Genomic DNA, 21,007 nt, shown 5'->3' on the forward strand with positions numbered 1-21,007 from the left:
AACCGCTCCACATTCCCTATTGTTCTTTTGAAGTTGAGCCGATCAGGGGATCAAATCAACCCCAGCACTTGCTGAGGCCTTGCTTCGTATCGATGGATTCGATGCCGGCGGCAGGCTTGTCGGTGATCAGCGTGACGCCGGTGTTGTAGAAGTTCAGACCGGGCGACGGCTCAGGCTTCTTGCCGGTGTCGGCAAAGGTCTTGATCGCCTCGATGCCGAGCGAGGCCATGAGCAATGGATATTGCTGTGAAGTGGCGCCGATCACGCCCTCGGCAACGTTCTTGACACCGGGGCAGCCGCCATCGACCGAGACAATCAGGACGTCCTTCTCCTTGCCGACGGCTTTCAGCGCCTGGTAGGCGCCCGCGGCCGCAGGTTCGTTGATGGTGTAGACGACGTTGATATCCGGATCCTTCTGCAGGCAATTCTCCATGGCAGTATGCCCGCCATCCTCATTGCCGCTCGACAGATCGTGACAGACGTTGCGTGCGTCGGTTTCGTCGCCGATCTTCTTGGGATCGCCGAGGTCGATGCCGAAGCCCTTCATGAAGCCTTGATCACGCTGGACGTCGACGGAGGGCTGGCTGGCGATCAGATCCATGTAGGCAATGTGCGCATCCTTGGCCTTGTCGCCCAAGGTAGCCTTTGCCCAGGAGCCGATAAGCTCGCCGGCCTTGAAATTGTCGGTCGCAAACGTCGCATCCGCGGCATCGGCAGGCTCGAGCTGCGTGTCGAGAGCGATCACCAGCACCCCTGCATCGCGCGCCTTCTTCACCGCCGGCACGATGGCCGCAGTGTCGGTGGCGGTGATCAAAATGCCCTTGGCGCCGTCGGCGATGCAGGATTCGATCGCCGCAACCTGGCCCTCATTGTCACCTTCCGCCTTGCCGGCATAGGCTTTCAGATCGACACCGATTTCCTTGGCTTTCGCGGCGGCACCTTCCTTCATCTTCACGAAGAAGGGATTGGTGTCGGTCTTGGTGATCAAGCAGGCGCCGACCCCGGCGGCCGATGCCGTCGACGCAAACGCCATCAGGCTCAGTCCGGCCGCGGCAAACACGGTGGATTTCAACAGTTTTGACGTGGTCACGATTTTCCTCCCATTGAACCATTTAGGATGCCGGCCAACCGGCATCTGCAGCGCGTCCGACGAAATCTCCCAGTGTCGACGCCGATCTCAAGAGACACCAGTCCGCCAGCACTGTCAATAATTAAATCACTCTTATTTATTATTGACAACGCAGGATTGTTCACTCACTCTAGACCAAAAGCATTGAGGGGAAACGACGGGAGGAACAGGGGTGGAGACCGGCATTACAAGGCACGGCTCGCCCGATGCGGCCGAAAGCCGCCTGCACCGCGGCACCAATCAAAGCGGCATGCGGGACCACAATGAGCGGCTGGTGCTGTCGCTGGTGCGCCAGCACGGCAGCCTGGCCAAATCCGACATCGCACGCATGACTGGCCTCTCGGCGCAGACAGTATCAGTCATCATGCGCGAGCTGGAGGAGGACGACCTGCTCGTTCGCCAGGCGCCGTTGCGCGGCAAGATTGGCCAGCCCTCGATACCCATGGCGCTCAATCCCGACGGCGCCTATTTCATCGGCCTGAAGATCGGCCGGCGCAGCGCCGAGCTCGTGCTGATCGATTTCCTCGGCAATGTGCGCTCGATGCTGCAGCATTCGTACCGCTATCCGGCGCCGCGCGAGACGGTGGAATTCGTTACGAGCGGCATGAAGAAGATGCGCGGCGAGCTCACTCCTGCGCAGGACAAGCGCATCGCCGGGCTTGGCATCGCCATGCCGTTCGAATTGTGGAACTGGGCCGATACCGCCGGCGCGCCGCGTGAAATCATGGACGAATGGCGCCATCGCGACATCCGCGCCGACATCCAGGCGCAATGCGAATTTCCGGTCTACCTGCAAAACGATGCCACCTCGGCCTGCGGCGCCGAGCTCGTGTTCGGCCAGGCGGCGGGTGCGGCGCGCGATTTCGTCTATTTCTACATCGGTGCCTTTGCCGGCGGCGGCATCGTGCTGAACGGCCGGCTGTTTGGCGGCCCAACCGGCAATGCCGGCGCGCTGGGCTCAATGCCAGTGCCCGGGCCTGACGGCAAGCCGACGCAGTTGATCGACGTTGCATCGATCGCCACGCTGGAGAAGGCGCTCAACGCACGCGGCGTCGAGGCCTCGCATCTGTGGACATCACCGGGGGACTGGGGCGAGATCGGTGCCGAGCTTGACGACTGGATCGCCAGCGCCTCGCAGGCGCTCGCCTATGCCATCGTTGCGGCGTCGTCCGTCATCGATTTCGAAGCCGCGGTGATCGACGGATGGATGCCGCTCGCCGTGCGCAGGCGGCTTGTCGATGCCGTCATCCAGGCCATCGGCAGGATCGACGGCGAAGGCCTGAGGCTGCCGGCCGTCCGCGAGGGAACGGTCGGCATCCATGCGCGGGCGCTGGGTGGCGCCAGTCTGCCGCTATCGGAGCGCTTCCTCATCGGCTCGACCACGATTTCCCGGAGCTTCTGAGCATGCTGATCGGTATCCCGGCGCTGCTCGGCCCGGAGCTTCTGGCGATGTTGCGCGCCATGGGCCATGGCGACGAGATCGCGCTGGTCGACGGCAACTACCCGGCCGAACAGCAGGCACAGCGGCTGATCCGCGCCGACGGTCATCATCTCGTCCCGGTGCTGGATGCCGTATTGAGCGTGTTGCCTGTCGACGACGCCGTGCCGCAGGCGCTGTTTCGCGCCTCGGCTAAAGGCGATCCCCTGCTCGCCGATCCGGTTCATCATGAGATTGAAGCGATCTGCGCCAGGCATGCGCCGGGCCGCAAGGTGGTTGCGCTTGCCGGCGCCGACTTCTATGCACGGGTCAAGGCCGCGCACGCGATCGTCGCGACGAGCGAGCCGCGGCTTTACGCCAACATCATCATTCGCAAGGGCGTGATCTATCCGCCGGAAAGCAAGACTTCATGATCCTCTGCTGCGGCGAAGCCCTGATCGACATGCTGCCGCGCACCACGACGGAGGGCGAAGCGGCCTTTGCCCCCTATGTCGGCGGTGCCGTCTTCAACTCGGCCATTGCGCTCGGCCGACTCGGCGCGCCGGCCGGCTTCTTCTCCGGCCTGTCGTCGGATCTGTTCGGCGGGCAGTTCAGGGAGGCGCTGGGGGCCAGCAAGGTCAGTTCCACCTATGCGCACACCTCGCCGCGGCCGACCACGCTCGCCTTCGTGCGGCTCACCAACGGCCAGGCGACCTATACATTCTATGACGAGAACACCGCCGGGCGCATGCTGACCATCGAGGACCTGCCGGAGCTCGGCAGCGAGATCGAGGCCATGCTGTTCGGCGCCATCAGCCTGATCTCGGAACCGGCCGGATCGGCCTATGAGGAGTTCATGCGACGTGAGCATGAGCGCCGCGTGATGATGCTCGACCCCAACATCCGGCCAAACTTCATTCCCGACAAGGCCAGGCATCTCAGGCGCATCCGCAACATGATGGCGATGGCCGACATCGTGAAACTGTCGGACGAGGATTTGAACTGGTTCGACGAAGCCGGCTCGCATGAGGACGTCGTCCGCAACTGGCTGGACCGCGGCCCGAAGCTGATCGTCGTCACCCACGGCAGCGAGGGCGCGGTTGGTTACAGCAGCCAGCACCGGGTCACGGTCGTGCCGGACAAGGTCGAGGTGGTCGATACGGTCGGCGCCGGCGACACGTTCAATGCCGGCATCCTTGCCTCCTTGCACGAGCAGGGCCTGCTGTCGAAGACGGCAATCGCCGGCCTGCCGAAAGAAGCCATCCATAAGGCGCTGACGCTCGGCGCCAAGGCCGCGGCGGTGACGGTCTCGCGGGCCGGCGCCAATCCGCCATGGCGGCATGAACTCGCCTGACCGGCTGGCAACCGCCTCACGGACTGCCTGCCGGCGATCACTTTATGTTTCGCCTAACCTGGCGGGCGGGATGCGCAGCCCATATCAAGCATGCCGAAGCCCGGATTTTCCCGCGTTTAAGAGGGCAGATCGGAAACCAGAGGTAACAGGCTGCGACACTTGAGCAATTCAGGGCTTTGCCCTGCGGCTTTCTCGGCCGTGCCAAGTCTGCTACCAGCGGCCGGATCTGGCTAAAACCGTTTGAGGCCGACATGCAGTTCATCGATCTTGGCGCACAGCGCGAACGCATCCGCGACAGGCTGAAGGCGGCAATCGACCGCGTCGTCGACGAAGGTCGTTATATTCTTGGACCGCAGGTCACCGAATTCGAAAACAAGCTCGCCGCCTATATCGGCACCAAGCACGTGGTCGCTTGCGCCAACGGCACCGACGCGCTGCTGTTGCCGCTGTTTGCCGCCGGCATCGGCCCGGGCGACGCGGTATTCGTGCCGAGCTTCACCTTCGCCGCCACGGCCGAAGTGGTGGCGCTGACCAAGGCCGAGCCGGTGTTCGTCGATGTCGATGCTGACAGCTACAATATCGACATCGCCAGCCTCGAGGCGGCAATCGCCATGATCAAGGCGGAGGGGCGGCTGAGGCCGAAGGCAATCATTCCCGTCGACCTGTTCGGCCTCGCCGCCGATTACGAAGCAATCATGGCCATCGCCAATCGCGAAGGCCTGATGGTCATCGAGGATGCGGCGCAGGCGACCGGCGGCTCGGCTGACGGCAAGATGTGCGGCTCGTTCGGCACCGTCGGCTCGACCAGCTTCTATCCGGCAAAACCGCTCGGCTGCTACGGCGACGGCGGTGCGATGTTCACCAATGACGATGCGCTGGCCGAACAGCTGCGCTCGTTCGCCTTTCACGGCAAGGGCGAAACGCAATACGACAATGTCCGCGTCGGCATCAATTCACGGCTCGATACACTGCAGGCGGCGATCCTAATCGAGAAGCTGGCCATCCTCGAGGACGAGATGGTGGCGCGGCAAGCGGTCGCCAATCGCTATGCCGAAGGTCTCGGCGATATAGTCAAGACGGCGCGCAATCTGGGCGGCGGCCGCTCGGCCTGGGCGCAATACGCCATCGAAACGCCGAAGCGCGACGGGCTCAAGGCACATCTCGGTGAAAAGGGCATTCCGTCGGTCATCTACTATGTGAAACCGCTGCACAGCCAGATTGCCTATCGCGATTATCCGCGCACGCCGACCGGCCTTGCCGTTTCGGAAGAGCTGCCGAAGCGCATCCTGTGCCTGCCGATGCATCCCTATCTGAGCGAGGCCGACCAGGACCGGATCATCGAAACGATCCGTAACTATATCGGCTCGAATTCGGCGCACGTGGCGGCGGCATAATTCGAAAGTTGCGGAACATGGTCGCGGATTACATCGACGAGTTCATCATGTTCTGCGCCGGGTTGTGGATGGCTGGCATCGGCTTCGGATTTCTCGCGGACCCGTTCCAAGCTCGCCCCGGCCAGCAAGCATGGTGGACCAACTTTGGAACCCATTTTAAATGGATGGGGCCGCTGTTGATCCTCATCGCGATAGTGCTCGCGTTCGCGGCACCTTCCTAGATGCGCTCGCGCCAGCAACAGGCTCGCCATTGACGGCATCGCTGATCAACAACGGACCGTTCACCTCAAACTGGGCCGTCGGTACCGATTTCGGGATGCTTTGCTCTGCGCCGAAGCATAGTCTGCACCTGTCTTCCCTCTAGGCTGGCTATTTCATGAAGAAGATTGGTTTCCTCTCGTTCGGGCACTGGACGCCCTCGCCGCAATCGCAGACGCGGACGGCATCCGATGCGCTTTTGCAGTCCGTCGAGTTGGCCGTCGCCGCCGAGGAGCTGGGTGCGGACGGCGCGTATTTCCGCGTGCATCACTTCGCCCGCCAGCTCGCCTCGCCCTTCCCGCTGCTCGCAGCGGTTGGGGCGAAGACCAGCCGAATCGAGATCGGCACGGCGGTGATCGACATGCGTTACGAGAACCCGCTCTACATGGCCGAGGACGCCGGCGCCGCCGATCTGATCGCCGGAGGGCGTCTGCAGCTAGGCATCAGCCGCGGCTCGCCGGAGCAGGTGATCGACGGATGGCGCTACTTCGGCTACGCCCCGCAAGAGGGCGAGAGCGATGCCGACATGGCCCGCAGACACACCGGAGTGCTGCTCGAAGTGTTGCTGGGCAAAGGCTTTGCCCAGCCCAACCCGCGGCCGATGTTTCCCAACCCGCCCGGCCTGCTTCGCGTCGAGCCACACTCGGAGGGCCTGCGCGAGCGCGTCTGGTGGGGCGCCGCCACAAACGCCACCGCAGAATGGGCGGCGAAACTTGGGATGAACCTGCAGAGTTCCACGCTCAAATTCGATGAAGGCGGAAAGCCGTTTCACATCCAGCAAGCCGAACAGATCAAGGCTTTTCGCGAAGCCTGGAAGGCGGCCGGCCACACGCGCGAGCCGCGGGTGTCGGTGAGCCGCAGCATTTTTGCGCTGGTCGACGATCGCGACCGCGCCTATTTCGGCGGCAACCAGGGCGGAGATCAGTTCGGCTATATCGAGGCAGACAGGCTTGCCGTGTTCGGCCGCTCCTATGCCGCCGAGCCAGACGTCCTGATCGAGCAGCTAAAGGGCGACGAAGCCATCGCTGAGGCCGATACGCTGCTGCTCACAGTCCCCAACCAGCTCGGTGTCGACTACAATGTCCATGCCATCGAGGCGATCCTGACCCACGTCGCCCCAGGCTTGGGCTGGCGCTGACGCGACTTTGTTGGAAAAGCCACGGCGGTCAATACGATGCTCGCGTTCTAGCGGTCTCACGGCTGCTTCCCGTCGGCTCGTTTCAGCATCGCAAATGCGCGACTGATCCGTTGCAGGGCCGTCGCGTTGGCCAGCACTGCGTACAACGCGAACCCGCCTGCCAGAATCCAGGGCGAAGCCGCGCCCATGGCAGTCGCGACTCCGTCGGCGGCGAGCAGCACGCAAATGAACACCAGACGTTCCATCCGCTCGAAGAAATCCGGCCAACCATGGTTTTCCACAGGGATTTCCAGCGCCGTCCGCGCCTTGGCGTAACTGGTGAGGATCCCGCCGGCGAACGCGAACATTGCGATCGCCCACAGATCGGCGACCCAGCCTATTGCCGCAAAGACGGCCAATTCCTGATAACGGTCGACGACAGCGTCGAAATAGCCACCGGCCTTGGTGCTCATATTTGTCCGGCGGGCGACCGCACCGTCCAGCGCGTCGAAGCTGAAGGCAAACGCCAGGCACAAGCCAAAGGCAAGACTTGAATGGTGATACGCGTAGGCGGCAGAAGACAAAGCCACGAGCACGAGCCCGCTGGCCGTAACCTGGTTCGGCGTCATGCCGATCCCGATCAGCGGAGAGGCGGCCTGCTCCCATAGCGGGTCGATGCGACTTTTCATGAGACCGGCGATCATGGCGGCTCCTCTGATGATGTCGTTTGACGGAGCTTTACCAGCAATTTGCGGGTTTGTTCCACCATCGCCACCGTTTCAGTTGGCCAATGCGGGCCGAGACCGGGCTCCGCAATGTTCTCAACTCGCCGCAAAAGTGATCTCGTTTGGCGAATGTGGCCGGCGGATTAAGGTGCTGCTCGCCAAGCTGACGGCGAAACAGAACTTCCGGTCGCAGCGACAGGTGCCCGACAGCATTTCACGGTTTGGGCGATGCCTTGTGACGGGTGTGCAAATCGAGCGGCGGTCTGGCGGCAACACCCGAACGATGTGACTATGATTGCTTGCGACCCGTCGGAAGCCGGCCGAAACTCGATGCATAAATTTCTACCCAAGTTCGCCTACCTGCTCGCGACCTCTGTCGGCGTGGGATTATCTCCAACATGGCCGGGCACGGCCGGCGCAATGGTTGGAGTGGCTGTTGCCGCGGCTCTGATACCCGCATCGCCTTGGCTGACGGTGCTTGCCTATGCGGCCCTGTTCGCCGTCGGCGTATGGGCGTCATCGCATGTTATCTCCCATACCGGGACGGAGGACCCGCAAATCGTCGTCATCGATGAGACCTTCGGCGCCGCCGTGACACTTTCCATGCTGCCACTCGACCCACTCTGGTGGGCAACAGGCTTCCTTGCTTTCCGGTTTTTCGACGTCGTCAAGCCTTGGCCCATCCGTATCATGCATGACAAGGTAAGGGGTGGGGCCGGCATCATGCTGGACGACGCGGCCGCGGCTGTCGTCGCTGGGGCGTTGCTGCTCCTGCTGAACGAGTTGATTGATCATTTGCCGTAACGGCGACATTCGGCCTCCAATGCCAAAGGCCAGCACGATGGTCCATGCGAGTTTAGCGACACAAGGGGAGGACCGAAGCGGTTGGCGCGGCCCTACTCGGTGACAACGAGTAGGAAGGAGGCATGACGAGACGGGCAAACGGCTGAACATCGCCGGCATTCCCGGCGACGACATCGGCAAGGAAGTCGTGCCGGAAGACCGGAGGCATCCGCCGCTCACTGATGATGTTCGCACGCCTGCGTGCGGAAACCCAAGCCGTCAAGTATTTCGATCAGCATCTGTACAGGATCAGCCACACCGTGCGTTGACCGCCACGCGACAAACCCGTCCGGCCTGACCAAGGCGGCACCGCCGCTTTCAACCCCGAGCGCGGAAGGCCACCGATGGTCCAAATCAATCAGACCCCCATTGGCACCCAAGGCGTGGCAGGTCAGCGGGATGCGGAGGCGCTGGCTTACGGCGTCAGCGGCCTGACACCATGCGTCGTCGGCGCAGAGGAGAAGAGGGTCGCGATCGCACAAATCGAGACTCGAAATCCGCTGGCCGGCACGCCCGACCGCGAAATGCGGTAAACGCGTGCCATGGCGGCCCGACAACTCCGTGGATTTTTGGAATGGGTGATCGTCCCGCGTGGCTTCCTGAGCCACGACACCTGCAGCGTAGCGTTGGCCAAATACCACGTCGTAATCCTCGACGATCGCGACTGGGGGAGGCAATCGCTTCGACGGATCGTCGAACCATTTCTGAAGGCGGGCGAGCGCTTGCGCCAACGTAGCCTCGATGACCGGCCGGCGCTCCATGTCATAGCTATCCAGCAACGAGGGACCGGCATGCCCGCGTGTTACCATCGCAAGCTTCCAGGCAAGGTTATGGGCGTCGTGGATACCTGAATTGCCACCGAAAGCGCCTGTTGGGGGCATCACATGTGCGGCATCCCCCACAAGAAACGCGCGGCCTCGGCGGAATTGGCGCGCTGTCATCGCGGCCACTTCCCAGGAGCGCACATCGACAAGCCTAGTCGTGATATCCGACCGGCCCGCACCTCGTATGATCAGTTCCCTGCACCTGACTTCATCAAAATCCTGGGGTTTCTCGCCCTTTTCGGGAAAGTATTGGATCGCCAGAAGCCATCGTCCACCCTCCCTGGGCGGAAGGTCCCGTTGAGGTCCGTCACGAAGCACGACGTGAAACGCTTGCCGCCGATCGTCGGAGGCATGTCCGTGTCAAAGACGACATTTATCCAGTGCTGAAGGCCGCCTGCCCCGCTGCGGCTGATCTCCAGCCTCTCTCGCATCGAGCCGTTCGCACCGTCCGCGACGATCAGATAGTCGGCCGAGATGGCGTCCTTTACGCCGGTCGCGATATCGCGAATTTCCGCGCGGACGACATTCTCATCCTGTTCGAAAGCCACCAGTCCCTGCTGAAACGTATGTCTGCACCGTTCCGCTCGGCGTAGCGGCGCAGAATCGGTTCCAGGACGTGCTGATCACACGTCGCCGGTTGCGTGGGGCTGAGGGCACTTGCATCCGGCCACGCCGGTCCGCCCCATTGAATCTCGGGATCGGTGAGATTCCTGGCGCGCGCAATAGCGCCTGCCTGCTGGTCCCCCGTACGATTTGCACGAATCTCCTCCTCAAGGCCGAGGCTTCGAAAGATCTCCATGCTGCGCGGGGAAATGCCGGCAAATTTGTACTGGATTGACGTGTCGGGATGGCGCTCGACGAGGACGCACGGAATGTCGTTGTGAGCCAAAAGGGCGGCCGCCGTCAGACCGTTCAGGCCGCCCCCGACGACGAGAACCGTGGTGTTGGTCATCTCGGATCTCCTCTCATTGATTTGATCACTTAAATATTTTGATTGATCAAATCATATGATTGGTCCAAATATGTGTCAAGACACGAAGGAGCGTGGAATGGGACCGGGCCAAGACCGCTTGCAGCACGCCACCGAGGCTTGGCGCCTGGTGTTTGATTTCCTGATGCGGTCCGCGCCGGACCGGTTGGCGATCCAGCAGAAATTAGGCCTGACGCCCAACGATTCGCGCGCCCTCTTCACCCTCGACAAAGATGTGGGCAAGCCGATCGGAGCATTGGCCACTCAATGGCACTGCGACCCTTCGACGGCGACCTGGCTGGTCGACCGGTTGGAGCAGGCGGGGCTCGCCGAACGGGTTCCGTCGCCAAGCGATCGCCGTGTGAAACGTGTCAAGCTTACGGCCAAGGGTGCTGCAACCATTGAGGAATTGACAAGGGAATATCACAAACCCCCTGCCGAGATGCTTGCGCTTCCACGTGCTGATCTGGATCAGCTGATCGGCCTGGTCAGAAAGTTACAGGCTGGCAAGTCCGTGGGCTGATTCTATCCGCCACGGGGCCTCCCGTGCACCACATGAAGTGATAAGCGATGAGCGTCCCGGCACCCGAGCAGAGTCAGTGCGTCATGCGCGCCGATAAGCGGCGTCATGGCATCCACCTCGACCATGGGGAGTCGCCGACGGTCAGCGGCTACTGCGTATGTCTCGTAGTGGATATCGGTGGCGGCGCGATGAACCTGCTATTTGCCGCCACCATACTGCCAGCCAGTCTTGATCAGTATGCCGGAACGAGCCGCACCGTACGCATGGGTGGAACTACTTTGCGCCAGGTGCAGACATTCGCGAAGGGTGAGTAGATACGGGTAACGTGTGTATCGAACTTCACGTGGATTCGCGCGCCCTCGACGGAGATTCCGGGGTCAAAGCAGGGCAAATCAGCTTGCCGGCGAAACGCCTCACCTCAGGCGGTGGATAGCGGCTGTGCATCCGCTGCGCCGACCACTTCCCGCATTGTCACGATGGTGCGGAACGCCTTCACGTTCGAATCGGTGTGGAAGACTTCCCGCGCGAAGACATCGTACGCCTCCATCCCTGGCAATTGCAGAAGGAGCACGAAATCGGTTTCACCGGTGACATACCAGGCCTGCCGAACCTCCGAGCGTCCACGAAGCTTGCCGATGAAGGCGTCCAACTCGACAGCGCTCTCCCGTTCCAACGAAACGAGCACATGGACGGTTAGCGGCAGGCCCATGGCCGCTGGGCGAACGACGGCAACGTCCGCCGCGATCACACCATCCTTCCGCAGCCGGCGCAGGCGGCGCAGGACCGCACTCTGGGAAAGCCCGACCTGCTCGGCGAGACGGCGCGCCGGGATTTGGTTGTCGCGCTGAACCAGCGACAGCAGCACATGGTCGAAGCGATCGAGGGCGGCAGTTTTCGTCATGAGGACAGGCATCTATGCCGAAATCAGGCAGGGGGGCAACGATAATAGGCGCCAACCGGCGTGGTTTCCGGGATAGAAATTCGCCTCATGACCACAGACACACAGCCGGCCCTTAACCCTGATCAGATCGCGGCGCTGTTACAGCGCCTGTCGCCATTTTATGCACCGACACCGCTGCTCGACCTGCCAAACCTCGCTGCGAGCCTGGATGTGACCCAGGTGCTTGCCAAGAACGAGGGCCACCGTGCCCTGGGCAGCTTCAAGTCCCTCGGCGGCACTTATGCCGGTCTGTGCGCTCTCGCTCGCACTACCGGGATGAATATCGACGAATTGCTCGATCCAGAGCGGACCCAGAAGCCGCTGCCGCCGCTCATCACGGCCAGCGCCGGCAATCACGGACTTGCCGTCGCGGCGGCGGCGAAGTTTGCCGGCGGGAGGGCAAGAATATACCTCCACACGGGCGTTCCTGCAGCGCGGGTGCGGCGTATCGAGTCCCAAGGCGCCGAAATCGTGTGGGTCGACGGCACCTACGACGATGCCGTCGATCGGGCCTCTGCGGCAGCCCGCGCCGGAGAAGGCATTCTGGTGGCCGACACCTCGAGCGACCCGGATGACTCAGCGGTCGCTGATGTCGTCGCTGGCTATGGCGTGCTTGCTGCGGAAATTCGTCGCCAGGTCGACGAGATCGGCCATCTGAGGCCAACCCACCTTTTCGTGCAGGCCGGTGTCGGTGGACTTGCCGCCGCCCTGACGGCAGGGCTGCAGGACTGGTTGATGCCTCCAGCCATGATCGTCGTGGTAGAGCCAGAGGCAGCAGCCTGCGTCGCGGCCGCGCTGTCGCAAGCATGGTCCGTGAGGATATCCGGCGATCTCAAAACGTCGGCGGACATGCTCGCTTGTGGCGAAGCGGCCGCATCGGCGCTCGACGTGCTCCGCCGAGGCAAGGCTCGGGTCATAACCGTCTCCGAAGCGGCGCTTGCCGACGCGAAGAACCGGATTCGCGAGGCAAACGGTCCAGGCACAACCCCGTCGGGTGCCGCCGGCCTCGCCGGTCTCGCCACAGCCGTCGCGGCTTCCGGCCTGTCGCAGGAGCTTGCGCTCGATGGATCGAGCCGGGTGCTAATCATCGTGACCGAGGCCGAACTAGAGAAGGACGCATGACGATGGCACCCGACCCCGGACCATTGAACAAAAGAGCGGCTGGGCCGCGGACTGCTGGAGATGCCCACGTTCCAGACCGGACTGCTCGAGATGCCCACGTTCCAGACTCACCGCAGACCGGGTCCATGAAACTCATCTACCAGACCCACTCCCCTTACGCGCGCAAGGTTCTGGTCTTTGCCCACGAGGTCGGGCTTGCCGGACGTCTGCGCGTTATTCATCAGGAGACGAGCCCCACCAATCGCAACGATGATGTGTTTGCGATCAATCCGCTTGGCAAGGTGCCCGCTCTCGTTCTCGACGACGGCTATGCGATCTTCGATTCGAGCGTAATCTGCAGCTATCTCGACAATCTCGAAAGCAGTCCTCGGCTCATCCCCGAAACAGGGCGAGCAAAATGGTCCGCCTTGCGCCTCCAGGCGCTCGCCGGCGGCATGTGCGACGCAGGCATTTCCATCCGCTGGGAAAACGAGCGCCGCCCTGAACATCTGCGTTATCCTGCCTTGGGCGCAGGCATGACGATGAAGCTCATCGAATCCTATAACTTCGTGGAACGCGAGGTCGAATTCGACGCACCGCTCCATGTCGGCCACATCGCGCTCGCCACTTGTCTAAGCTGGCTGGAATTCCGGGGACTGCCCGACTTCTTGCAGGGAAGGCCACGACTGACACGATGGTATAGATCCTTCGTGGAACGCCCTTCAATGCGTGCCACACCCTACGACGGCGACACGCGTGATTGATATCGATCGCTAGGCTTTCGAAATCCAGTATGTGTCGGTCACCAGCCAAGCGTTCTCGAGGCCATTTGCTGGTCGGCCTCGATGATATTGCGCGAGACGGGTGACCTTGCCTCGGGCAGCCTTGAGGGCGGCCATCAAGGCCTTTTCTTCGTCACTGCGCCTAGCTCCGCTGCAGGGGTAAAACCCGCATGGCACAAGTGACCGTACGGGAAACGTATCGCCGACCCTTTCCAGAAGCATCATGAAACCTCGTCGGTCCTCACCTGTGAACGGCAGTGCCATCCGGCCAGCGTCGGACAAATTTGAAAGCCACCGTTCCGGCACGTGCGTCACGCCGGCAAAGGCGACCACGACATCGAGGTTTGGCAGATCAACTGCCTGCGTTGCATCACCTGATATCACTTCTACATGGGCATAATGAGCAAGATTGCTTTGCGCACGCCGAGCCAGTTCTTCGTCGATCTCATATGCAATCACGCGTCCTTCAGAACCCGTCAGTTCAGCGAGGATGGCGGTGAAATAGCCGACACCGGCGCCCACCTGAAGGACAGTCTGGCCGGGAGTGATGTTCAGATGGTCGAAAACCAATGCCCAAAGCGACGGCAAGCCGCTGTTCAGTCCGCGTTTTTCGTCAAGCAAGACCAGAACGTCGTGGTAAATCTCATGAAGTGCGGCTGAAGGGCTGGTATGGACCGCCCCGATTTGCAATCTCGAATGGATACGCCAAGGCCCGTTGCCAAGGTAGTGTTCGCGCGGAACCTTTGCGAAGGCCTCGATGACCGCAGGGTTGTGCAAGACAGGTGATGAGACACGCAGATCTTCGGCAAACCACCGGCGCGCTTCACTCGCATCGATTCTTGTTGGCATGGAATATCGGCTCCGGATTGCGCGTACTCAGTCATGCTCTCAGAAAACCGAACGGCGGCAAAGGGGCGCTATCCCCGCATTGAAGGGCAATGCCCGCTATCCGTTTGCCATAGAGCGCAGCTTTGCCGAGTGCCCTGCCCTCTTTGCCTGTGGACCCGCCCGTTTCGGCGCCTGGCGTCTGACCGAATTTGGCGCACGGGTGCCCGGAACGACGCCAGGACATCAACTCGCGCGGCGGATTGATACTCATTCTCGTGACATAGGGGGATTTTATAGCAAAGCGCGGACACCGGCGGCAACCTCGGCCAAGTCGTCATTGAGCTGGTGGTTGCGGCCGTCGAGCCGATGCAGGAGCGCGCTGGGTATCGCTGCTGATAGAGATCAATATGCGCAAAAGCGCAATTTCGTCCCTGCTGCCGTGATGGCTTTTTCGTGGGCGAGAACCATCAAAATTTCTGGCATTGTTCCGAAGGCCGACCGCGAGGCTGTAAGGCGTGGCGATATGGAAGACACGCAACGCTCCGCCCGACGATCACATCCTCCGGCTGGCCAGCAGCCTTGTGAGCCAGTTCGGATCCATTTCCGGGACGGAGGATAAAAGCCGCTCGGTATAGGGGCCGTGCGGCGGCGTGAGAATTTCGCTCTTTAATGCCCGCTCAACGACTTTACCTTGGTGCACCCCAATTTCGTCGGCGATCGCCCGCACGGTGGCAATGTCATGGGTGATGAAAATGCAGCTCATGCCGAGTTCGCGCTGAAGCCGCATTAAGAGCTTGAGGATTTCCTCTTGCACAATCTGGTCGAGCGCGGACGTGATTTCGTCGCAGATGATGAGTTCCGGATCGGCGGCCAACGCCCGGGCGATGGCTGCTTCTGACCCCCCGACAGTTCGGCCGGCAGACGATCCAGGTAAGTTTCGCTCATCTCGACCATGTGCATGCGTTCGCCGATCCCCCGATCCCACAACCAAGCCGCACTACTGCGCGGCAAGGTGATTGGCGGTTCGGAGCCTGTTGCCGGACCTTAACCCGGAGACTTAACCGCCCTTGTACACCCTAAGTTAAACGCAGTTTACCTCATTCAAACAGACGAGGACAGTAGGCCAACCCGCCCCTAGGGTAAGAGGTCGTTCTGTCGATTTATCCGGGAGATACTATTGTCAGTCGTGTGGAAACAGAAGCAAACTTGCGATTCTCCATGCAGACACTATTGCAGTTCATGTGCTCTCATCCCATAGGGGGGACGTTGTCGAAGAATGAGTGGGGGAACAACAATTTTCTCGGTGTTACCGCAAAAATCTATAAACCCCATTCGGTGATATGCCGGCAGGAGGACGACAACAGTGAGATATTCATTGTAAAATCGGGCTGGGGCATACTTTATCAGGCACTGCCGGACGGAGAGCGGCAGATCATAGACACTCCCCTCAAAGGGGATGTCGTCGGTTTCCGTGGCTTGGACGGACCCCGTCTTGCGTCGCTGGCGTCCATAACCGAACTAGCTGTTTATGAAATTTCCAGTAAGGAACTGGTCGAGGCCATCCTGTCGGAAGGCCGAATCGGGAAGAAGATCGCCTGCTCCCTGGCGCGCCTGAACGCCATCCTTGCCGAACATCTCATGAATACCGGGCGGCGGAACGCGATGAGGCGTACCGCCCACTTCCTGCTCGAGTTGGAGGAGAGGCTCTCCAGGGTTGGGCTGTCGGCGCATGGAAGATATGAGTGTCCTCTTGCCCAGCATGAACTGGCCGACATCCTTGGAATGACCACCGTTCACGTCAACCGAACATTAAGGGAGCTCCGCAAGGCCGATCTCGTCTCTTTCAAGTCAGGCCATGTAGAGGTGATCAATCGCAAGAAGCTGGTCGAAACAGCCGGATTCGACAGCGAGTATCTCAGGTAGCGGCTATATCTCTCTTCGAACGTCAGCGCATGGGCCATCAAGACTTTCCGCTGATTTCGCCTTCTCCGGAACAGTTCCAGACGATATGTTCTGAGGGCTGATCGTGCCCGGGACACCTGGCGGGCTTGGTACGTCTCGACGACGGCCGTATCCGGCTCGAGTCGGTCGAAAGTTGGGCTGAGCGGAACGCAACCCAGTTCGTGCCGAGCAAAGCAAAGTGTGCGAAGGGAGATCATCATGACCCCACGGCAACACTTGTGAATCGGCGTGCAAAATTCGACGCCGATTTTGCACGCCGATTCACAGGCCGTAGCCTCCCAGACCGAGGACCGGGCGGTATGGGCTGCGAGAGGCTTGGCGGCGAAACACACTGGCGTCATTGCCGTGGTCGCGCGATGCTAACCCTGCATTAGGCGAATACGGCGAGCCGACGACATTGTTCGTCAGCCGCGACGTGCCTGATATGGAATGAGCTTCCTTCGGAGACAAGAGCTACGGCGGCAGTAGCTTTCCCTCCTCTTTGGCGGCCTCAAGGAACGCTCTGCGAACCACATCGGGCTTCACCTGATCGATCATTGCATCCATGCAGAGTTGCACCGCGCTATGCCACTTAGGGCCGCGCTTGCTTCACTTCAGGAGCTGCTCAGCGGCCCCTTCGACGTTGCTGCATTGGTAGATGACGCCGGGACGGCCGGTCTTTACGGGAATCGACGGTGAAAACCAATGGAGCGACATTTGTACATAAGCCTTATCTAAACTAAGAGTTCCGTCAGCCACGCCCCGGTTCGAGCCAAGGATCGGAAAACCGGCTATGGCCCAGCCCCGCGCAGCCCCTTCTGGCTGGCCATATCGGGGTAGGGACGCAGCGTAGACATCTATTTTAGGATGCATTGCCAACTCAGAGATGATCATTGCGGTGATGCGAGCCGCTTGGCTAAAGCCATCGTGGCAACGCTGATGCAGCGGGGCCGGTGATGACGGATGTAGTCTCGCTTCTCGGCCGCGGTGCGTTTCTCAGAGCCGCTTAGAGACTCCAGTTCCAGAGCCTGCTTACCGACCAACCATTCGAGCGCTGCGATCCGGGCTTCGGATTCCTGGACCAGGTCGGCGGCCTGCGCATCATCGTCGAACGGGCCTTGCTCATATTTGCGAGACATCGTGATGCTTAGCCAAGCCGTGCAGCGTCTCGCCGGCGATGAACTGCTGCGCGACCCGGCGTTTGAACTCGATGCTGTGACTGCGGTGCTTTGCCATGGGTTCTCTCTCCGAAAAACCCGGAAGGCCGGTCAATCCTCACATCCCGATCTGTCCACCCTCAGGGGGCACTCCAATCGGGGGTCAGTTTCGGAAGCCGTTTGACACTTAAGTGTTGCGCCACGGCTATCAGCACCGTGTCAACACCTTCAGGAGTTCTGGTCTACCGCTGAATCGCCGGAGGCCCCAGCTGATCCACGTTCGGGTGCCTGATGGGCTGAAGATGGCTACGTGGTCCCATGCATGCGGGATTCAGGCAGATTGCAGCCCTTTGGGTCCAACTTAGCGTCGGTTCGCTGAAAATTACAAAAAAAGCAACCTATGTTAGAGACTGCTTATAAATAAACCCTAGACTTACCCAAGCTGGATCTCGCTGGAGGGCGAGGAACTGAAAACGACGCAAATTGGGTAATCGAGTCTCGACCTTTCACAACGCGCAGTACCAAACGTTCAATTCTGGAGAATGCGGAAACCACATCGGGCCGGCGCAAGGCGGCTTGTGTGGGAAAGAGCGGGTATTGATATGGGTTCCACAGCAGGACTGCACAATTACACATCGGCCAATCGGTCCGGAGTCCCGTCCGGCGGAACGGAAATCGCCCACGGGCAGACAGGCAGGGAATGCCTCCTCATCCTGGACGGAAGGGCTCTAGACCGCGAGTGTCTCGCATCCGCTCTCGTGGACCACGAACTCGGCATGGATGTCGCCGCCTTGGGTTCCGTTGAGGAATGGCGCGTGAGAAAGAGCTCGGCCCCTCCCCTTGCAGCCATACTCTTCAATCTTGGCAGCCGGAAGGTCACCGATCATGGCATCGCGGACGAGATCAGGCATATTTCGTCCGAGTTCAACTCGGTCCCTGTGGTCGTCCTAGCCGACACCGAAGACCTTGCCCAGATACTGACCGCTCTCGAATGCGGTGCACGCGGCTACATTCCGACCTCTGTTGACATCGATGTCTGTGTCGAGGCTATCAACCTTGCGGCAGCGGGAGGCATCTTCGTGCCGGCGAGCAGGCTCCTTTCTATGCGGCACTTGATAGGTTCGGGCAGCCGGGACAAGCAGCCTTTGGCAGGCATGTTCACGCTCAGGCAGGCCGAGGTTGCGCAAGCGCTCCGGCGCGGCAAGGCGAACAAGATCATCGCCTACGAACTGAATTTGCGCGAAAGCACGGTGAAGGTCCACATCCGGAATATCATGAAGAAGCTAAAGGCGACCAACCGCACGGAAGTCGCCTACAAGGTCAACGATCTTCTCGCGGAAGGAACTCTGGCTGAAGAGTGAGCCAAGTATAGCACCTGCCCACTTTGGACAAATCCCGCGGCCGTATTCGACTGATTGCCTGATCAATTATATATTGTGAAAGTGGACGGGCGGAATCGGCGGATTAATCTGCGATCTACGCAGGCTCAGGGAAAGTGTTCCTTCCTACCCATCGCATCGCCTCCTCGATCGTGTCGAAATTCTTGTGCTGCCCGCTCAGCAGCCCGAACCCCGTTTCGAGGAACCATTTGCCTTTCGTGGAGTAGGCTTCCTCGTCGATTTGGGTAAGGACCGCCACCAGTTGGTCGCGTTTCCACACCAGGACCCCGGATTCTCCGCCTTCGACCGTTCCGATTCGGGCTTCGCTGAATGACAATCCAGAAACAGCTTTTGCTTTGCCCATTTTGATGAATCCCTCGAATTCAAAATGGTAGTAAAAACTCCGCCAGCTTTATATTCTTTTGTATCAGATCACGCGGTGAGTTCAAGCAGTTTGAGACGATCTAATTCGTCGATCCACCTGTTCGGTAACAGACGACAAACTCGCAAGGAAACCGGATCGAAGACGGCCCGCTTCACTAAAAAGGGCCGGGTCGTGGCCAGACTGGCGGGGTCCACATGATGTGCCTCTGGGATGCGGTCTCCACCGCGCTCCTTCGCCCATCGCCGGGAATGATTTGAGCCCTATGCATTCTTGATCGAGGACGAGGATTTGGCAAGTGAATGCACCAGCCCGAACCAATATCTATCACAGGTCATATCGGGTCATGATTATCGAGCAAGAGGTATCTATTTTGTGCTTCAAGTAGATTATGGGGACGGTGAGACGGCTGAGGTGCGATCGTATCGCCCCGCGACGGGCCGTTGCTAGACGCTGGATTCAGCATACCATGGTTCATCGCCCAAACTGCAGCCTGTGTTCGGTTGCGGACCCGAATCTTTCGAAGGATGGCCTTGACGTGTACCTTCACTGTAGCCTCGGCGATGTTAATCTCGCGCGCGATGGCTTTGTTAGACTCCCCTTCGATCAAGCGACGTAGAATGCAGTTCTCCCGATTTGACAAAATTACTAGTTCTTTACCGCCATTCTCCACTTTAACTACCACATTTGTTAACTCAGCTACCGGGTCATTTTTCAAATCTTGCCTAATATCCTGAATAGCCATCGAAGTTTCCGCAGGTAACACCGTTTGTCCTAGCATAACCAATTCGAGAGCTTTGATGAAGGTGTCGTAAGCAGCGACCTTTGTCAGATACCCGTTAGCCCCGGCACGAAAAGCTGAGACTATATTGGTCGTTCGACAGTGATCGGCTAGCGCAACGACATGGCTGGTCGGGTAAATCGCCTTGAAGTTTGCAATTTGTGCGAATTCAGCATCCGCATCAGTATCGCCGACATCTATGATGAGCAAGATGGCCCGGTGCTGGGGTAGCGGCTTCTGCAGAAGATCGTGAACACACGCAGCGGAGAAAAGAATACGAAAATTTGCCGCATTCAGGATTCGACTAAGCCCTTCTCGAAGCAACTCGCTCGGCTCGACAAGCACGGTTGTGAAAGATTGTCTTGTCATCATCGCATTCTCGCTCGGCGCGATTGAGATACACGCGTCGATTAGGGCGCTCCACGCGCCAACCGCACAGCTTCTTTTTCTTTCTTAATGTTACGCTCGGAAACCCGTACACCCAAATACCGTCTTTAGGCGTAGGGCAGCATCATCGAGGCGTATCCGAATTCTTGAACCTGGGGCTTTTGGTCAAGGCTACGAGCTCTTGGTTTCGGCAGCTCAGGGAGGCAGCCATCGTGGCAAAGGACTGCGAGGCCGTGAGGATTGCTAGGGCTTGGTTGAGCCAGGCGATGCGACGCAGCACCGATAACAGCGCAGATGCGTCTTGGCTTTGAAAGTGGGCGAAATCTGCCGGCCGGCAATGGAGGGGTTGCCTGCCGCGGCCGATATCGGGGTGCGCTGCTAGGGCGTGTACTCATAAACGTCGACCAATCGATGCACGTTCTCGGCATAAGACGCCGGCCGGTAGGTAGTTGCGCCAAGAGATCATCGATTCAGGGCAGCGGGATCGGCTTGTCGCTGAGTGTGCGCAAGTACGCGATCAGGTCGACCCGTTCGGTCTCGTCCGGGACACCAGGCGTTTCCATGTAAACGCCCGGAGTAGTGAGCATGGGCCCGAAGAGATATCTGTTCAGATCCTCGTACGTCCACACGCCTTCCCAGCCGAGCAAAGCGTCGGAGTAATGCATTTTTGCCACGGACGCCTTGTCGCGGCCGACGACGCTCCACAGGTTGGGTCCCGTCTTGGTCGCTCCCTGTGGCGCGGCATTGTGGCAACCGGCACACACGCTGGTGAAGT

At 60.2% G+C, this 21,007-nt stretch carries 23 protein-coding genes and 2 pseudogenes; 13 read left to right on the top strand and 12 right to left on the bottom strand.

The features are described 5' to 3' along the window. Positions 1–55: 55 nt before the first annotated feature. The gene (locus NKI01_RS16695) at positions 56–1,072 is read right to left on the bottom strand and encodes a sugar ABC transporter substrate-binding protein (protein WP_023718453.1); all 1,017 of its coding nucleotides are present in this window, start codon (positions 1,070–1,072) and stop codon (positions 56–58) included. Between the two features lie 229 nt (positions 1,073–1,301). Here NKI01_RS16695 and NKI01_RS16700 point away from each other — a divergent pair, with 229 nt between their 5' ends. From NKI01_RS16700 to NKI01_RS16725, 6 genes are all read left to right on the top strand, one after another. Beyond that, positions 1,302–2,531 carry an ROK family transcriptional regulator gene (locus NKI01_RS16700; RefSeq protein WP_352494808.1) on the top strand — a complete coding sequence of 410 codons (1,230 nt, stop codon included), beginning with the start codon at positions 1,302–1,304 and terminating at the stop codon, positions 2,529–2,531. Positions 2,532–2,533: 2 nt separating this feature from the next. Then, a complete protein-coding gene (locus tag NKI01_RS16705; RefSeq protein WP_023718455.1) occupies positions 2,534–2,980 on the top strand; it encodes an RbsD/FucU family protein in 447 nt (148 codons plus the stop codon). Further along, a complete protein-coding gene (locus tag NKI01_RS16710; RefSeq protein ID WP_352483656.1) occupies positions 2,977–3,900 on the top strand; it encodes a carbohydrate kinase family protein in 924 nt (307 codons plus the stop codon). The genes NKI01_RS16705 and NKI01_RS16710 overlap by 4 nt, the downstream gene beginning before the upstream one ends. A gap of 251 nt (positions 3,901–4,151) precedes the next feature. Beyond that, on the top strand, positions 4,152–5,294 hold the full coding sequence (locus NKI01_RS16715; RefSeq protein WP_023718457.1) for a DegT/DnrJ/EryC1/StrS family aminotransferase: 1,143 nt from the start codon (positions 4,152–4,154) through the stop codon (positions 5,292–5,294). 17 nt (positions 5,295–5,311) lie between these two features. Next, entirely contained in the window at positions 5,312–5,515 is a 204-nt protein-coding gene (locus NKI01_RS16720; protein WP_023718458.1) for a hypothetical protein, read from the top strand. A gap of 155 nt (positions 5,516–5,670) precedes the next feature. Continuing rightward, positions 5,671–6,690 carry an LLM class flavin-dependent oxidoreductase gene (locus NKI01_RS16725; protein ID WP_352963943.1) on the top strand — a complete coding sequence of 340 codons (1,020 nt, stop codon included), beginning with the start codon at positions 5,671–5,673 and terminating at the stop codon, positions 6,688–6,690. A gap of 56 nt (positions 6,691–6,746) precedes the next feature. On the opposite strand, the gene NKI01_RS16730 is transcribed toward NKI01_RS16725, so the two are convergent. After that, positions 6,747–7,373 (bottom strand): CDP-alcohol phosphatidyltransferase family protein, encoded by a 627-nt coding sequence (locus NKI01_RS16730; protein ID WP_352717074.1) that lies wholly within the window; start codon positions 7,371–7,373, stop codon positions 6,747–6,749. 312 nt (positions 7,374–7,685) lie between these two features. Here NKI01_RS16730 and NKI01_RS16735 point away from each other — a divergent pair, with 312 nt between their 5' ends. Then, the gene (locus NKI01_RS16735) at positions 7,686–8,198 is read left to right on the top strand and encodes a phosphatidylglycerophosphatase A family protein (protein WP_023718461.1); all 513 of its coding nucleotides are present in this window, start codon (positions 7,686–7,688) and stop codon (positions 8,196–8,198) included. 215 nt (positions 8,199–8,413) lie between these two features. Here the strand turns inward: NKI01_RS16735 and NKI01_RS16740 are convergent, their stop codons facing one another. Next, the gene (locus NKI01_RS16740; RefSeq protein ID WP_352963960.1) at positions 8,414–9,322 is read right to left on the bottom strand and encodes an FAD-dependent monooxygenase; all 909 of its coding nucleotides are present in this window, start codon (positions 9,320–9,322) and stop codon (positions 8,414–8,416) included. After that, a pseudogene (locus NKI01_RS16745) lies at positions 9,250–10,013 on the bottom strand (FAD-dependent monooxygenase). The gene NKI01_RS16740 and the pseudogene NKI01_RS16745 overlap by 73 nt, the downstream one beginning before the upstream one ends. A gap of 97 nt (positions 10,014–10,110) precedes the next feature. On the opposite strand from NKI01_RS16745, the gene NKI01_RS16750 reads away from it, so the two are divergent. Together NKI01_RS16750 and NKI01_RS16755 are read left to right on the top strand one after the other, a co-directional pair. Then, the gene (locus NKI01_RS16750) at positions 10,111–10,554 is read left to right on the top strand and encodes a MarR family winged helix-turn-helix transcriptional regulator (protein WP_352963945.1); all 444 of its coding nucleotides are present in this window, start codon (positions 10,111–10,113) and stop codon (positions 10,552–10,554) included. Between the two features lie 83 nt (positions 10,555–10,637). Further along, a complete protein-coding gene (locus NKI01_RS16755; RefSeq protein WP_352918916.1) occupies positions 10,638–10,868 on the top strand; it encodes a hypothetical protein in 231 nt (76 codons plus the stop codon). Positions 10,869–10,972: 104 nt separating this feature from the next. Here NKI01_RS16755 and NKI01_RS16760 read toward each other — a convergent pair whose 3' ends face one another. Continuing rightward, positions 10,973–11,455, bottom strand: a complete 483-nt coding sequence (locus tag NKI01_RS16760; protein WP_352963947.1) for an Lrp/AsnC family transcriptional regulator — start codon at positions 11,453–11,455, stop codon at positions 10,973–10,975. 87 nt (positions 11,456–11,542) lie between these two features. Here NKI01_RS16760 and NKI01_RS16765 point away from each other — a divergent pair, with 87 nt between their 5' ends. Together NKI01_RS16765 and NKI01_RS16770 are read left to right on the top strand one after the other, a co-directional pair. Next, positions 11,543–12,616 (top strand): pyridoxal-phosphate dependent enzyme, encoded by a 1,074-nt coding sequence (locus NKI01_RS16765; protein WP_352918920.1) that lies wholly within the window; start codon positions 11,543–11,545, stop codon positions 12,614–12,616. A gap of 125 nt (positions 12,617–12,741) precedes the next feature. After that, on the top strand, positions 12,742–13,359 hold the full coding sequence (locus tag NKI01_RS16770; RefSeq protein ID WP_352918922.1) for a glutathione S-transferase family protein: 618 nt from the start codon (positions 12,742–12,744) through the stop codon (positions 13,357–13,359). Positions 13,360–13,368: 9 nt separating this feature from the next. Here NKI01_RS16770 and NKI01_RS16775 read toward each other — a convergent pair whose 3' ends face one another. Further along, complete coding sequence (locus NKI01_RS16775; protein ID WP_352850193.1) at positions 13,369–14,226, bottom strand: protein-L-isoaspartate O-methyltransferase family protein; 858 nt, start codon at positions 14,224–14,226, stop codon at positions 13,369–13,371. 532 nt (positions 14,227–14,758) lie between these two features. Continuing rightward, positions 14,759–15,079, bottom strand: a complete 321-nt coding sequence (locus NKI01_RS16780) for an ABC transporter ATP-binding protein (protein ID WP_023718503.1) — start codon at positions 15,077–15,079, stop codon at positions 14,759–14,761. Between the two features lie 392 nt (positions 15,080–15,471). On the opposite strand from NKI01_RS16780, the gene NKI01_RS16785 reads away from it, so the two are divergent. After that, entirely contained in the window at positions 15,472–16,128 is a 657-nt protein-coding gene (locus tag NKI01_RS16785) for a Crp/Fnr family transcriptional regulator (RefSeq protein WP_352918924.1), read from the top strand. A gap of 492 nt (positions 16,129–16,620) precedes the next feature. On the opposite strand, the pseudogene NKI01_RS16790 reads toward NKI01_RS16785, so the two are convergent. Together NKI01_RS16790 and NKI01_RS16795 are read right to left on the bottom strand one after the other, a co-directional pair. Then, positions 16,621–16,737 (bottom strand): annotated as a pseudogene (locus tag NKI01_RS16790) (DUF982 domain-containing protein); the annotation flags it as partial. A 299-nt stretch (positions 16,738–17,036) separates the two neighbouring features. Further along, positions 17,037–17,285 (bottom strand): hypothetical protein, encoded by a 249-nt coding sequence (locus NKI01_RS16795; RefSeq protein WP_352963949.1) that lies wholly within the window; start codon positions 17,283–17,285, stop codon positions 17,037–17,039. 620 nt (positions 17,286–17,905) lie between these two features. On the opposite strand from NKI01_RS16795, the gene NKI01_RS16800 reads away from it, so the two are divergent. After that, on the top strand, positions 17,906–18,664 hold the full coding sequence (locus NKI01_RS16800; RefSeq protein ID WP_352963952.1) for a LuxR C-terminal-related transcriptional regulator: 759 nt from the start codon (positions 17,906–17,908) through the stop codon (positions 18,662–18,664). Between the two features lie 115 nt (positions 18,665–18,779). Here NKI01_RS16800 and NKI01_RS16805 read toward each other — a convergent pair whose 3' ends face one another. From NKI01_RS16805 to NKI01_RS16815, 3 genes are all read right to left on the bottom strand, one after another. Further along, positions 18,780–19,046 carry a hypothetical protein gene (locus NKI01_RS16805; RefSeq protein WP_352918932.1) on the bottom strand — a complete coding sequence of 89 codons (267 nt, stop codon included), beginning with the start codon at positions 19,044–19,046 and terminating at the stop codon, positions 18,780–18,782. A gap of 352 nt (positions 19,047–19,398) precedes the next feature. Next, on the bottom strand, positions 19,399–20,217 hold the full coding sequence (locus NKI01_RS16810) for a LuxR C-terminal-related transcriptional regulator (RefSeq protein WP_352963954.1): 819 nt from the start codon (positions 20,215–20,217) through the stop codon (positions 19,399–19,401). Positions 20,218–20,702: 485 nt separating this feature from the next. Continuing rightward, positions 20,703–21,007, bottom strand: a 305-nt coding sequence (locus tag NKI01_RS16815; protein WP_352963956.1) for a c-type cytochrome, incomplete at its 5' end; no start/stop codon positions are given.

It is taken from the genome of Mesorhizobium sp. M0815, assembly GCF_040319995.1.
GTDB lineage: Bacteria > Pseudomonadota > Alphaproteobacteria > Rhizobiales > Rhizobiaceae > Mesorhizobium.